At 60.2% G+C, this 13,287-nt stretch carries 10 protein-coding genes and 2 pseudogenes; 4 read left to right on the top strand and 8 right to left on the bottom strand.

The window, feature by feature from the left end:
- The 3 genes and pseudogenes from GGQ67_RS25405 to GGQ67_RS23110 form a co-directional block, all read left to right on the top strand.
- A pseudogene (locus tag GGQ67_RS25405) lies at positions 1 to 191 on the top strand (hypothetical protein); the annotation flags it as partial.
- Between the two features lie 94 nt (positions 192 to 285).
- Complete coding sequence (locus GGQ67_RS23115) at positions 286 to 1,104, top strand: ABC transporter ATP-binding protein (protein ID WP_183902467.1); 819 nt, start codon at positions 286 to 288, stop codon at positions 1,102 to 1,104.
- 10 nt (positions 1,105 to 1,114) lie between these two features.
- A complete protein-coding gene (locus tag GGQ67_RS23110) occupies positions 1,115 to 1,996 on the top strand; it encodes an ABC transporter permease (RefSeq protein ID WP_183902466.1) in 882 nt (293 codons plus the stop codon).
- Positions 1,997 to 2,051: 55 nt separating this feature from the next.
- On the opposite strand, the gene GGQ67_RS23105 is transcribed toward GGQ67_RS23110, so the two are convergent.
- From GGQ67_RS23105 to GGQ67_RS23095, 3 genes are all read right to left on the bottom strand, one after another.
- On the bottom strand, positions 2,052 to 3,476 hold the full coding sequence (locus GGQ67_RS23105; protein ID WP_246400291.1) for a sensor histidine kinase: 1,425 nt from the start codon (positions 3,474 to 3,476) through the stop codon (positions 2,052 to 2,054).
- 1 nt (position 3,477) lies between these two features.
- Complete coding sequence (locus GGQ67_RS23100; RefSeq protein WP_183902465.1) at positions 3,478 to 4,146, bottom strand: response regulator; 669 nt, start codon at positions 4,144 to 4,146, stop codon at positions 3,478 to 3,480.
- Between the two features lie 238 nt (positions 4,147 to 4,384).
- Positions 4,385 to 7,774 (bottom strand): autotransporter domain-containing protein, encoded by a 3,390-nt coding sequence (locus tag GGQ67_RS23095; protein ID WP_183902464.1) that lies wholly within the window; start codon positions 7,772 to 7,774, stop codon positions 4,385 to 4,387.
- Positions 7,775 to 8,012: 238 nt separating this feature from the next.
- On the opposite strand from GGQ67_RS23095, the pseudogene GGQ67_RS23090 reads away from it, so the two are divergent.
- Positions 8,013 to 8,129 (top strand): annotated as a pseudogene (locus GGQ67_RS23090) (integrase core domain-containing protein); the annotation flags it as partial.
- Positions 8,130 to 8,202: 73 nt separating this feature from the next.
- Here GGQ67_RS23090 and GGQ67_RS23085 read toward each other — a convergent pair.
- From GGQ67_RS23085 to GGQ67_RS23065, 5 genes are all read right to left on the bottom strand, one after another.
- Positions 8,203 to 8,739: a cytochrome b/b6 domain-containing protein gene (locus tag GGQ67_RS23085; RefSeq protein WP_183902463.1), complete on the bottom strand. Its 537-nt coding sequence runs from the start codon at positions 8,737 to 8,739 to the stop codon at positions 8,203 to 8,205.
- A gap of 556 nt (positions 8,740 to 9,295) precedes the next feature.
- Positions 9,296 to 10,111: an ATP-binding cassette domain-containing protein gene (locus GGQ67_RS23080; protein WP_183902462.1), complete on the bottom strand. Its 816-nt coding sequence runs from the start codon at positions 10,109 to 10,111 to the stop codon at positions 9,296 to 9,298.
- Positions 10,112 to 11,074 carry an iron chelate uptake ABC transporter family permease subunit gene (locus tag GGQ67_RS23075; RefSeq protein ID WP_183902461.1) on the bottom strand — a complete coding sequence of 321 codons (963 nt, stop codon included), beginning with the start codon at positions 11,072 to 11,074 and terminating at the stop codon, positions 10,112 to 10,114. It lies immediately after the preceding gene.
- Positions 11,074 to 12,081 (bottom strand): iron chelate uptake ABC transporter family permease subunit, encoded by a 1,008-nt coding sequence (locus GGQ67_RS23070; protein ID WP_183902460.1) that lies wholly within the window; start codon positions 12,079 to 12,081, stop codon positions 11,074 to 11,076. Before GGQ67_RS23070 ends, GGQ67_RS23075 begins: the two co-directional genes overlap by 1 nt.
- A 40-nt stretch (positions 12,082 to 12,121) precedes the next feature.
- Positions 12,122 to 13,027, bottom strand: coding sequence for a Fe(3+) dicitrate ABC transporter substrate-binding protein (locus tag GGQ67_RS23065; protein ID WP_183902459.1), 906 nt, complete (start codon positions 13,025 to 13,027; stop codon positions 12,122 to 12,124).
- Positions 13,028 to 13,287: the final 260 nt, after the last annotated feature.

The raw sequence follows: 13,287 nt of genomic DNA, 5'->3' as shown, positions 1-13,287 counted from the left end.
ACGGACTTCAGGTGAAAACTTGTTCGTTGTCTTGCTCATATCGGCTCCACTTTCTCAGAAGTTGGAGCCTCCGGCAAACCCGGTGCGGTTCAGTTCTGGCCGTGCTGTCCGAGTTCTCAAAGAACGTCAAGGGCAAGCAGATCGATCTTTCCAAGACCTACACGACCGAGTTCGTCAAGAACGCAAAGTAACTTACGTCGCGACGGTGGCCCGCCAATTGGCGGGACCGCCAGCGCGCCATGGGCACTGCGTGCACGCCCGCAGAGGCACGCATAGGTATTCGCCATGCAACAGGAAAACATCAAGACGCCCGCCGTCGAACTGATCAATGTCAGCCGTCGCTTTGTCTCGCCGACCGGAAAATCGCTGACCGCGCTCCGCGACTTCAACATGACCGTTGAACGCGGCGAGTTCGTCGCCGTCGTCGGCCCGACCGGATGCGGCAAATCGACGACGCTCAACCTCGTAACCGGCCTCGCCCGCCCGAGCGCTGGCGAGGTTCGCCTGATGGGCGGCCCGATCACCGGCATCGACCGCCGCGTCGGCTTCGCCTTCCAGACCGATGCGCTCTTTCCCTGGAAAAACGTGATCGACAACGTTATGGCCGGACCGCTGTTTCGCGGGAAGTCGAAGGCGGAAGCCGAAAGGAGCGCCAAGGACTGGCTCGCTCGCGTCGGCCTCTCGAAGTTCCTGCATCACTATCCGCACCAGCTTTCGGGCGGCATGCGCAAGCGCGTTTCGTTGGCGCAAACCTTCATCAACGAGCCGGAAATCCTCTTGATGGACGAGCCCTTCTCGGCGCTCGACGTCCAGACGCGCACCGTCATGCATGAAGAACTCCTGAAGCTTTGGGCCGAGCGCAAGGCCTCGGTCATCTTCGTGACCCACGACCTCGAGGAAGCAGTGGCACTTGCCGACAAAGTCTACGTGCTGACGGCAGGCCCAGCCACGGTGAAGTCCGTCTACACGATCGATCTTCCGCGCCCGCGCGTCGTATCGGAAATCCGCTACGAGCAGAGCTTCATCAACTATTGCAAGACGATCTGGGATGACCTGCGCGAAGAGGTGGAAACTAGCTACCGCCGCGCAAGCGAAGCCGCCTGAGGAGGAAACAATGGCTGATACAATCCTTAGCGTCGGCTCCGCCGCGCTCTTCCGCCCGGGAACATCGGACGCGGAAATCGAAGCATCCGCAATGAAGGCGATGAGGCGTCGCAACGCGCTCGTTCGCTTCTGGCAGATCGCCATACTCGTCTTCGTTATCGGCATGTGGGAGCTTGCCTCCAACATGCAGTGGATCGATCCCTTCTTCTATTCGAGTCCCAGTGGCGTCGTTCAGCGTCTCTACGAATGGGCAACGGAAGGCACGACCGAAGGTTCGCTCTGGTACAATCTCTGGGTCACGATGGAAGAGGCGCTGATCGGCTTCTTCGCGGGCTCAATCACAGGCGTATTCGTCGGCATCGGCCTTGGTCGCAACCGCTTCCTGTCGGATATCTTCTCGGTCTACATCAAGGCGATCAACTCGATCCCGCGTGTCGTCCTTGCCCCGATCTTCATCATGATCATGGGTCTCGGCCTTCCCTCCAAGGTGGCGCTCGCTTTCATCATGGTGTTCTTCGTGGTCTTCGCAAACGCCTTCCAGGGCGTGCGAGAAGCAGACCGCAATATGATCGCCAATGCCCGCATCCTCGGCGCCTCCGACTGGCAAGTGACCCGCACGGTCGTCATCCCCTCGGCCATGAGTTGGATCTTCGCCAGCCTCCATGTGTCGTTCGGCTTCGCCATCATCGGCGCGATCGTCGGCGAGTTCGTCGGCGCCCGCTTCGGCATCGGTCAGCTGATCTCGATCGCCAAGGGCACTTTCGACGCGGCGGGCATGTTCGCCGCGATCCTGCTGGTCATGGTGGTGACGCTTGTCGCCGAGTACATCATGACCATCATCGAAAACCGCCTCGCCAAATGGCGACCGCAGCAGCACATGGACTCCCAATAAGAGCGCCCATCCTCCCAGGCTCTCTAAAGGTCGGATCGAAAGGTCCGACCTTTTTTCATGCCTGCTTATCCCTGCCCCGCTTCGCAACCGCGATCGGAAGCCGCACGCTCACCACGAGGCCGCCCCCGTCCGCCTCGGCGAGAACGACCTCGCCGCCGGCGCCATCGACAACTTCGCGAACAATCGCCAGCCCCAAGCCGCTGCCCTCACCCTCGGTGCCGAGCACCCGATAAAACCGCTCGAAGACCTGCTCGCGCTCGGCCGCTGGAATACCCGGCCCATTGTCCTCGACATCGAGCACAGCGACGTCACCAGTGCGGACAACGGAAACCGTCACGGTGCCGCCAGGGCGGGTATAGCGAATGGCATTGTCGACGAGGTTGACGAGCATTTCGCGCAACATCGTCCCATCGCCCTCGACGGGAGCGGAATCTGAAACCTCAAGGCCGAGATCGATATCGCGCTGCAACGCCTGCTCGGCATGCGCGGCGACGATGTCCCTGGCCGTGGTTGCGAGATCGATAGTCTCGCTTCGCGGCCGCCGGCTGCCCGGCTCGGCGCGCGATAATGTAAGTAGCTGACTGGCAAGACGGGAGACATGGCGAATGCTGCCGCGCAAGGCTTGCAGCGCCTCCTCGCGCCGGGCATCGTCCGTCTCACGTGCTGCGACGCCGGCCTGCGTCGACATCAACGCGAGCGGCGTTCTCAGCTGATGGGCGGCATTCGAAACAAATCGCCGCTGTGCGGCCATCTGGTTTTGAACGCGTTCCATATGGTCGTTTAAGGCATGTACCAGCGGCTGGAATTCGGTCTGGACCATCTTGGGCGAAAGAGGATCCAATCGTTCGCGTCCGCGGGCGCGCACGGCATCGCGCAGCCGCAGCGCAGGGGCCAGCCCCCGCTGCAGCCCGACGATCGTGACCGCTCCCGCGAGCAGCACGAGCACCAACTGTTTGGAAAAATCATCGAGCCACAAGCGCCGTCGCAGAGCATACTGGCTGTTATGGGTACTCGCGACGGTGACGGAGATCACACCATTATCGGGAAGCCCGACGACAGGATGATTGAGCGTCAGCGCACGAACAGTCGAGTTGCGGAACGCCAGATCCTGCCCCGTGCGTTCGACCATCGGCAGCGGCAGATCGGGAAAGCCGCCAATCAAGTTGCCCCAAGCGGTGATGATCTGGTAGAAAACCTGATCTCCATCGCCGGTATCGAACATCTCAAGTGCGGCCGGCGGTATGTCCGCCTCCACGTTGCCGCCCTCATCCACCCGAACCGCTTCCGCGATCACCCGGGCGGAGCTCAACAAAGTGCGGTCAGTGACGAGCTTCGCCGTCTGGTCGGCCGTCTGGTAGCTTTCGTAGAGATTAAAGCAGATGGCGCCGATGAGGGTGAGGACGACCCACGCGACAAGCTGAGCGCGCAAACTCTGCCGCTGCGCGCGGACAGCTACAAGCATGGCAAGGAGACGACGCATCCTAGGAGGCGTCTCGCAAAAGATAACCAAGCCCCCGTAAGGTCGCGATCTGGGCCGAGCTCGCCTCGAGCTTCTTGCGTAATCGGTGGACGTAGATTTCGATCGCGCTCGGATCGGCCTCGTCGTCGAAGCCGAAAACGCTTTCCGACAGTGCGGCCTTCGAGACCGTCGTTCCGACCCGGGTGATCAAATGTTCCAGAACAGCATGTTCCCTTGGTGTCAGCGCAAGAAGCTCACCTTTAATCGAGAACTGCCGCGTGGCGCCCGTAAAGACCAGATCGCCGACGACCACCTCTGGTGCGGCGCGATCCTGCCCACGCCGGACGATGGCTCGTATCCTCGCCTCAAGCTCAGCGATTTCGAAGGGCTTTGCAAGATAGTCATCGGCTCCGCCATCCAGACCCGCGACACGGCCATCAAGGCTGGCATTCGCCGTCAGAATAATGACGGGAAGCCTCTCCCCGTTTTGCCGAAGCCGCTTCAAGAGCGTCATGCCGTCTATCTTTGGGATGGAGAGGTCGAGGATCACAGCCGAATATTGCGCGACCTTCAGCATCAATTCGGCGTCCTCGCCATCGAAGGCTATGTCGACTGCATATTGTGCCTGGCGCAAAGCCTTTGCGAGCCAATCGGCGAGCTCTTTATTGTCTTCGACGATAAGGATTTTCATTTGCGAGTTATACCATTTCGCCCGATGGAAATGGAAGCATATCCCGCCTAAAAGCGTACGATCTCAATTAACCTCGTGTAGGGGCCGCGCGGCGACCCTCGCCAGACCGGGACGAGCGAGCGGATGCGTCTGCTCATGTGAGATTTCGCCGCGACGTTGCGCTATGGCCGGCTTCGCACGCAACCATTTTCGAGAGCTCGCTTCGTCTCGTGGTCGCACGGCCGGCAGATGCCGCGTCCTAAAAGCGCGCTTCGAAATTGATGCGCGCCGCACTGGACTGCAGTCCTTTACCAAACTCGCCGGAGTAGCTGAGCGTCAGGCGCGACGACTTCGAGAGTTTCGCGGACACGCCAATCTGCGCCACCAGGGAGTCGCGCGGCATTTCCACCGCCTCTATGATGAACGGTGAGCCTCCGGCAAAGGCCAGGCTCGAACGAGGTGTCACGTCGCCTGCCAGATGCCGCCAAGCCATAGTGCCTGACAGTGTGATAGGGACCTCGTTCGCCAGCCAATCCATCGACCAGCGCAACCCGAGCGTGGTGGCGGTGATCGCGTCGTTGTCGCTCGACGCCGACAAGGCGGCATCGCCGCCGTTTTCGCGGAAGCCATCGCTATCCAGGCTCACATAGGCGAGATTGGCGAATGGCTGGAGCTTGATGCCATTGACCTCATGTGTCCAGGAGACATCCGCGAACACCTGACTGGTGGCGCTGGCGTAATCGGCGGTCAGCCGATCGGAAAATGTTCCAAACGATATATCGCGCCGGGTGGATGCTTCATTGCGGCTGTAGATCGCACCGCCGGCGAGCGTCACTTGCCCAATCTCGCCTATGGCATAGAGGCCGGCATGATAGGAGTCGGTATTCGCCTGGGAGAAGGAATCCTGACCATAGCCGACTATTCCGCCGATGCGCCATTGCTTGGCGATTGGCGCATCAGCGCCGAAGACGACGCCGTTGGTCGTAACATCGATACCGGCGGCATCGCCGTCGCCCGACCAGGTGCTGGAGGACAGATAGCCGGAGGTCCAGAACCTCACCGCGTCGTCACGCTTGTCAAGACCGGCGGCGATCTCGTCGAGGATGGCGTCGCGGGGAAAGCGGCTCTCCCAGAGCAGCGTGCTTTTCAGCGAGGCATGAACCTCACCGCTCAATTGCGTGAAGGCGCCGTTGGCGGTTGTTGCATCGAGCGGCAGGACGGCGTCGTAGACCGTGTTCCCCAATCCCAGCGCCTCGACAGCGGCAGCGGTCGCCCGGCCGTTCGCGGTGTTGGCAACATCGGCGAATTGCACGCTGTTTCGGTCAAGCTGCATGTCTATGGATGTCGCGTCGTAGATCAGCGTCGGCGACAAGAATGCGAAATCGCTTGAAACAGCATCGAAACTGCCGGTGATGCTGCCGGCGGTCAGGATCGTATAGCTGGTGTTCGTCGCGTAACGGCCGGCGGCAGCCTTGATCGCCAGTGTCCCGCCCTCGATAAACACGGCGCCCGTCGCATCCACACTGTCGGAAAGACCATCGGCTGTGATATCCACCTGGTAAGTCGAACCGGCGCGAAAGGTCACGTCGCCATTGACGCCAAGCGTTGCGATGCCGGAGCCGGGTGCCAGCACACCGCCTGCGTTTACTAGCAAGCCACCCACGCTGCCGCTGCCGGACAGAAGACCGCCGCTATCGACGTCGACGGCCCCCGCTATGGTGCCGTCGTTGATCAGCGAGCCGCCCGAAACCGTTGCTGCCCCAGTGATCGTGCCGGTGTTGGAGAATGTGCCGGCGTTGTTTTGAAGCGCTGTGATGGTTCCGTCATTCGCCGCTGTACCGGAATTGGTAACCGTGCCGGCGACCGCGCCGCTATTGTTGACGAATGTGCCCGTCGCTGCGACAGCGACGCCGGCCAAGGTCGCATTGTTGACGACGCGACCGCCGTTCACCGAGGTGGCGCCGGTAACGGTGCCGCCTGTGTTGTTGGTGAACGTGCCGGCGTCGTTTTCAATGGAAGCGATCATACCCGCGTTGGTGACCGTGCCGGAATTGCGGATGGCGCCTGCGGTGGCGCCCTGGTTGTTGACGAAGGTGGCGACCGCCGCGACATCGGCGTCGGTGATGACGAAATTGTTGGTGACCGTGCCGCCGTCGATGGTGGTCTGTCCTGTTATCGTGCCACCGGCATTGTTGGTGAAGGTCCCGGCCGTGTTCGTGAGGCTCGCCACGGTTCCTGCATTGGATGTCGTGCCGGCATTGGTCACGGCGCCCGCGTTGGCGCCGGTGGCGTTGGTGAAGGCGCCGGCCGCTCCGACATCGACGCTGTTCAGGCTGGCATTGTTGGTGACGCTTCCACCATTTACGGTGGCGCTGCCTGTGACGATGCCGCCCGCATTGTTGGTGAATGTGCCATCGTCGTTTTGAATGGAGGCGATCGTGCCGGCATTGGTGACCGTACCGGAATTGCGGATGGCACCCGCGGTGGCGCCCTGGTTGTTGACGAAGGAGGCGACCGCCGTGACATCGGCGTCGGTGATGACGAAGTTGTTGGTGACCGTGCCGCCCTCGACGGCGGTCTGTCCTGTAATCTTGCCGTCGGCATTGTTGGTGAAGGTTCCGGCCGTATTGGTCAGGCTGGCGATTGTCCCGGCATTGGAGGTGGTGCCCGCATTCGCAACCGCGCCCGCGGTGGCGCCGGCGGCGTTGGTGAATGTGCCACCCATGCCGACATTAACATCGCTCAGGCGAGCGTTATTCGTCGCATCGCCGCCACTGATCGTCGTCGTGCCTGTGACGATGCCGCCCGCATTGTTGGTAAATGTGCCGGCGTCGTTTTGAACGGAAGCGATCGTGCCGGCATTGGTGACGGTGCCGGAATTCCTGATCGCGCCCGCGGTGGCACCCTGATTGTTGACGAAGGTGGCGACGGCAGCGACATCCGCGTCGGTGATGATGAAATTGTTGGTAACGGTGCCGCCTGATACTGTCGTCGTTCCCGTCACCGTCCCGCCTGCGTTATTGGTGAAATTGCCGGCCGTGTTTGTGAGGCTACCGACGGTTCCGGCATTGGATGTGGTGCCGGCGTTCGTGACCGTATCGACGGTTGCACCGCTATTATTGACGAATGTCGCGCCTGCGGACACATCGACGCCGCCGGTGGCCCCGTTGTTGGACAACGCCGTCCCCGTTGCGACCGACGCCCTGCCGAGGGTGCCATTCACCGTTACATTGCCGTTGTTGAGGTTCAGCCGGCCATTGAGGTGGCCGTCAAGCGAGAGGCTGCCGCCGTTGAGGCTGACGTCCGAGTTCACCACCCCGCCTGAGTTGATGCTGACGCTGCCGGAACTGATCGTGGTCTCTGATGTCGTGGTCAACGTCCCGCTGTCGGTCACCGTGACATTGCCGCCGTCAACGTCCAGGCGCCCAACAGTCACATCGTCAGTGACCTGAGGCGATCCGGTGTCGACGGTTGCCAAGTCGCCAGCGCCAGGTGCGGCTGGCGTCCAGTTCGAGCCGTTGCTGAATTCGTTATCCGCGCCGCCGCCTGACCATGCCGATTGCGCCAGCGCGTGCGTGGGCGCCACGGCAGAGACCAGCGCCGTGAACAGGCCGAGGCGGCGCAGTAATGCCGGGAGCAGTGGTTTCATCGGGATCGGCCAACACGAGCGGATACCCTCGACTCATCCACGGGAGGGTTAACAATTCCTAACGAAGACCGGTTAACCAAGTCTTACTGCCGCAGAGCGCGGCAAGCCTGATCACGCATTTGGGGTAAAGCTGCCCAGAAAACCTTATCTGGCGCTTCGGGTGCGTCCGCATTGATAACATGATCCATAGGCGCTGATCGATAAGTCGGCGCCGTCCTCGACCAACAGCGCTTACGGCTCACGCACTGGCAAACCGACCGATAACGCATTCTTCGAGGCGTTCAACGGCCGCTTCCGGGCAGAATGCCTGAACCAACACTGGTTCCTGACCCTTGCGGACGCCCGCGAAAAGATGGTTTGCGACTTCGCGGACCGGTCGATCGATAGCCTATAATGGTATGGTGGCCTCAACCAGCAAGAAACTAAACTTATGGCTCCTCTGCCCGCTTTTTACCAGTAATCATCGATTTCACCAAATTTTCGCGATGCCGATAACTTTCGACAATAGCAGCTAGAGCATGGAAAAATGCCAACCACATTATGCTTTCCGCCAACAGGCCATGCACGTCTTCAAGCCACCCTGGCGCCCACGAAAACTCCTGCGTCATGAACCAACCGGTGACAGCTACTGCGAGAAGCAACCCCATCAGCGTCAACATCATGAGGGATCCAAATGGTGTGTGCCCGATGTAGCGCCTTGATTTCTTGTTGACCTCCGCATGTATCTGTTCCCGAAGCTGTCGCGGCGAAGGAAAAAATTGCGAAAAACGCGCATACTTCGTGCCAATGAACCCCCAGACGATACGCAGTATTACGGCAGCGCCGGCAATGTATCCTGTCGCTTGGCGCCATATATCTTCCTTAAATACGAACAGATTCAGGATTACAGCAGCCAAAACCGTCCAATGAAAGATACGGACAAATAAATCCCACACCTCAATCTTCTTTGCGGACGTTACATTCATTATTCACTCCAGGAATTTGCAAATATCGTCAAGGTATATTTACATCGTCATTGAAATAATTTGCCTATTACATAAACAAAGCCATGAGACACATGACAATGATCATGCTACACTGGTGTAGTGGACGAACACCTGACGGTCGGTTGTGCGTTGTGGTCATATGCGGTCCTCGATTGGCTGTGAATCGCAAAGAGGTGAGCGGATTTGTCCGTTTGAGGGCATTCATAAGGCGCAAGGCTACCCTCATTGGCGCGGGGCGGCATTTACCAGCATTTCGAAAGCGGCCCGCTCCTCAGAAAACTTCGCCTCGGCAACTGTCAGCTCGGCCGCGATTTTGTAGCGCTCGGTTTGATCCATAGATGCTGCAAGTTCGGCACGCGGTTTCGTTTACGTTGCCGTTCGCGGCCGGCAGAGCTAGTGGGCGTTTCGAATATTCACCTTGAGGGCATCTGGACTATTGTCACGACTTTCAAGATCGTATCGACATGTGAAGCGCTTCGTCGAGATTGCAGAAAGATGATCGTGGATCAGCCAACCTCTCGCCGTCCTCGACCGCTCAATCCTTCACCACGAGCATCGGTGTATTGGATTCCGGATCCCTGATGATCGTGCAATCGATCGAAAATACGTCGCGCAGCAGATCGGGCTGTGCGACGGCGTCAGGCGTGCCTGACGCAACCAGATCGCCGGCCTTCATCACCGCTATATTGTCCGCATAGCGAAATGCCTGATTAAGATCATGCAAGACCGCAATGACGGTCTTGCCCCGAGCAGTGAGGCTGCGGGCAAAACGCAATACCTCGACCTGATGGTTGATATCGAGAAAGGTTGTCGGCTCATCGAGCAAAACGATCGGTGCCTGCTGCGCAACGATCATCGCGATCCAGGCGCGCTGTCGCTGACCACCGGAAAGATCCGCGACATATTGGTCGGCGAGTTCAGTCACTGCCAGCTGGGCAAGTGCCGCCTCGATGGCGGATTTGTCGCCGCCGCCCAGGCGCCCCCAGATATTGTTGTGAGGACTGCGCCCGTAGGCAACCAACTGGCGCACGGTAATCCCATCGGGAACCGGCAAAACCTGGGGCAGGAATGCGATTTTCTGCGCAAGTGCCTTGGCGCTGTAATCGCCCATGGGTTTCGCATCAATCGCAATAGTGCCCGCCGTCGGGGTCAATATGCGTGTCAGGCTTTTCAGTAACGTCGATTTTCCGCATCCATTGGGGCCGATCAGGGCCGTGAAGGCACCTTTCGGAAAATCGTACGACAGATTCTCGATGACCGAGACCGAGCCGTAACGCAATGTAAGATCGGCCACGGAAATGGCAGCAGTCTGTCCGGACAGATTTTGCGAGGGATTGTTTGCGATCAACATTTATCGAATCCGGAACAGGAGCCAGAGGAAATAAGGAGCGCCGATCACCGCCGTCAGAACACCGACGGGTATTTCCATCGGCGGCGCGAGACCACGTCCGAGTGTATCGGCAAGGATGACGATGATGGCACCGACAAGTGCCGCGGTCGGGATCAACGTCAGATGCGCACCGCCGACCAGCCGCCGGGCGAGATGGGGCGCCATTAGACCGACAAAGGTGACAGGGCCGATGACAGACACCGAGATGCCGGTCAGCAGGACCGAGATCGCAATCGCGAACAGCCGCGCACGCCCCAATCCGACCCCCAGGCCCGTCGCCGCCTCGTCTCCCAGCCCAATGAGGTCAAGCGGCTTGGCCATGAAAAAGCTGGCCCCGATCAGCGGGATCAGCAGCAGCGATGGGGCAAGATGTGTCCAGCCCCGCGCCCAAAGACTGCCTGTCAGGGCAAGAAGCGCCGTGTTGATTTCCACCGGATAGGTCAGAAGCAGGAATTCGGTGACGCTGGCGAATGTCATCGAGACCGCGACACCGGATAAGGCAAAACGGAGGGGGGAAAAGGCCGTGCCGCTGTTGTAAGCCATCAACAGCAGGGCGCCGCCGGCGCCGCCAAGGCAGGCGATCAACGGCAACCATGCCTGCGCGCCCGCAGGCGCAAGTAACAACACCACCGTGACCGCGAGACCGGCGCCCTGGGTGACGCCCAGAATATCGGGAGAGGCCAGCGGATTGCGGATGACGCCCTGGATCAACGTGCCGGCGGTTCCGAGTGCGGCGCCAACGAGGATGGCAATCAGACTGCGCGGCAGACGATGTTGCCACACCACGAAATCCGTAGCGTCATGCAGCAAGACCATTTTGCCCGCTGCAAGCGGCGAGATCATCGTTGCGCCGACGCAGAGCGCCGCAAGAGCGGACAGGATCAGGATGAAGACCAGAATGGGGATGGCCGGAGCGGTTCTCATTATCTTTGCCCCCGCGCCATGAAAAGGAAGAAGGGCGCACCGATCAGTGCCGCGACAGCGCCGGCCGGCGTTTCGGCTGGAAATGCCACGGCACGGCCGGCAATATCGGCAGCCAGCAACAGGATTGCCCCGACAGCGGCCGTCATCGGCACGAGCGGCCGGTAATCGGCGCCGACGAACAACCGCGCGATATTGGGTGCCATCAGGCCGATAAAGCCGATCGGTCCGGCAACGGCAACCGTCGCACCGGTCATGATGCAGCCGGCGACGAACACGATGGCCCGCAGCAGTTTCAGCCGTACTCCAAGCGCATGCGCCGTTTCATTGCCGAGATTGACGAGGTTGAGACGGGAGGCGACGACGCTGGAGAGACACAGACCAGCAATGAACACCACGGTCATGATCTGCACTTCCGGGAAACGGATATTGGACAACGATCCGGCCAGCCAGTTCAGCATGCCCAGCGCCCGTTCCTCCGCCAAAAGCACGAGGAGGCGGGTGAGTCCACCGCACAAGGCAGCGACGGTGATGCCGGCCAGAATGAGTCGTCCCTTGGATGCATCCAGCGACCAGGCCGTGCCCAGGAGAAAAACGAGGATCCAGGCGAAAGCTCCGCCGAGAATGGTGGCGATCAGCGCGTCATGGCCGAAGGGCAGGACAATCAGCCCTGTCGTCACGAAGGCGAGTCCGAGGCTTGCTCCGCCGGTAACGCCGAGCAGGGTCGGCGATGCCAGCCTGTTGCGGGTGATGCCCTGCATCAGCAGGCCGCAGAGCGCCAGCGTCCCGCCGATCAAGGCCGCCGCCAGAGCACGCGGCAGACGGATATGCGCAACGATCCGGGCTGACGTTCCAGCCCCCTGCCCGCTGTTGAAGACCCCGGCCCATGCATCGGCCGGGCTGATCGCAAAGGTCGAGAAGGCCGACAAGGACCACCAGAACAGCCCGGCTGCCAAGAGGATAGCAGCCCCGATGGAAACGAGGCGACGATCGGCATTGATGGTCGCCATTGGCATGGCCTCACACCTCAAATATTGTCAGGGCCGGGCATCATTCGACGGGCGTGAATGTGCCCTGCATGATCGCCAGCGCATCGCGCGCGATCTTTTCCGCCGACAGAATGCCGCGGTTGCGCGCCCAGACATTGGAATCGACGGCAATGACCTTGCCGCTCGACGCGCGCAGGACGCTCCAGAGTTCTTCCTTGCTCCACTTGTCGACGATATTAGGGTGACGGTAGTTGCCGACGAAAAGCCAATCGGGATCGAGGCTGAGAAGTTGTTCGATCCCCGCGAACTCGTAGGCACTGCCATTTTCACGCAAGGCGGGCACGGTTGCGCCGAGGCTGATCAGTACGCTGCCGGCATAGGATTCCGGTCCATGAACTGAAAAGCTGTCTTCACGGGCTGCGCCGAACAGGATCGAGACGCCTTTCGGCATCTGGGCGGCGATGCCGGCCATCATCTCCTTGTGCTTGGCAAGGCGCGCTTCCATTTCCGGCGTCCGGCCTACGGCTTGTGCGATCAGTGCGGCCGATTTCAGGCTGCCCTGATAATCTTCACCGCGTGAGGACAGCAGCAGCGTCGGCGCAATTGCGCTCAATTCGCTGTAGATGGAGGAATGACGATCGAGATCAGCAATGATGAGGTCGGGCTTCAGACCGGCGATTGCCTCAATGCTCGGCTGGCCGCGTGTACCGACGGAAGTCCATGTGCCGATGATATCGCGGACGGCCTGCGGCAGGCGTTTCGCGTCCTTGTCGTCCGCGATGCCGACAGGCGCCACGTTGACCGCAGCCAGCGCATCCGCAAACGAGAATTCGAGAACGACGACGCGCTTCGGAACGTCGGGTATCGTGATCGTATTCGTGCCGTCATTGACGGTAATCGGTGCGGCAAAGGCGACCGGTGCGATCAGGGAAAGTCCAAGAGCGAGGCAAGCCAGAATGCGCTTCAACGGAAGTCTCCTATTCAGCAACAAAGTCCTCCCGCGACCGGCCTATTAAACTGGCGTATGATCGTCAACTTTCGCAACTGTGGTAAATCGCATACCAAAACATTCCCACAGGCTCTGTCAGCCTGCCGACAGTTTGAGAGCTTAATATTGAGATATCGCAGCAATTACGGTGCTTCGGCTTGCCTTCTCCAGGGACATCGTGCGTCTTCCGACCCCATCGCTCGCAGGCGATCGGAACGTCGAAATGCTTGCAGGATCGC

The sequence above is a fragment of the Rhizobium metallidurans genome, from assembly GCF_014196505.1.
Lineage (GTDB): Bacteria > Pseudomonadota > Alphaproteobacteria > Rhizobiales > Rhizobiaceae > Rhizobium > Rhizobium metallidurans.
The sequence above is the reverse complement of the archived record's forward strand: the minus strand, read 5'-3'. Positions and strand labels throughout refer to the sequence as shown.

Bases quoted from the DNA above. Each gene is read 5' to 3' on its own strand.
- GGQ67_RS23115 (WP_183902467.1), top strand. From the start codon at position 286: ATGCAACAGGAAAACATCAAGACGCCCGCCGTCGAACTGATCAATGTC.
- GGQ67_RS23110 (WP_183902466.1), top strand. From the start codon at position 1,115: ATGGCTGATACAATCCTTAGCGTCGGCTCCGCCGCGCTCTTCCGCCCG.
- GGQ67_RS23105 (WP_246400291.1), bottom strand. From the start codon at position 3,476: ATGCGTCGTCTCCTTGCCATGCTTGTAGCTGTCCGCGCGCAGCGGCAG.
- GGQ67_RS23100 (WP_183902465.1), bottom strand. From the start codon at position 4,146: ATGAAAATCCTTATCGTCGAAGACAATAAAGAGCTCGCCGATTGGCTC.
- GGQ67_RS23095 (WP_183902464.1), bottom strand. From the start codon at position 7,774: ATGAAACCACTGCTCCCGGCATTACTGCGCCGCCTCGGCCTGTTCACG.
- GGQ67_RS23085 (WP_183902463.1), bottom strand. From the start codon at position 8,739: ATGAATGTAACGTCCGCAAAGAAGATTGAGGTGTGGGATTTATTTGTC.
- GGQ67_RS23080 (WP_183902462.1), bottom strand. From the start codon at position 10,111: ATGTTGATCGCAAACAATCCCTCGCAAAATCTGTCCGGACAGACTGCT.
- GGQ67_RS23075 (WP_183902461.1), bottom strand. From the start codon at position 11,074: ATGAGAACCGCTCCGGCCATCCCCATTCTGGTCTTCATCCTGATCCTG.
- GGQ67_RS23070 (WP_183902460.1), bottom strand. From the start codon at position 12,081: ATGGCGACCATCAATGCCGATCGTCGCCTCGTTTCCATCGGGGCTGCT.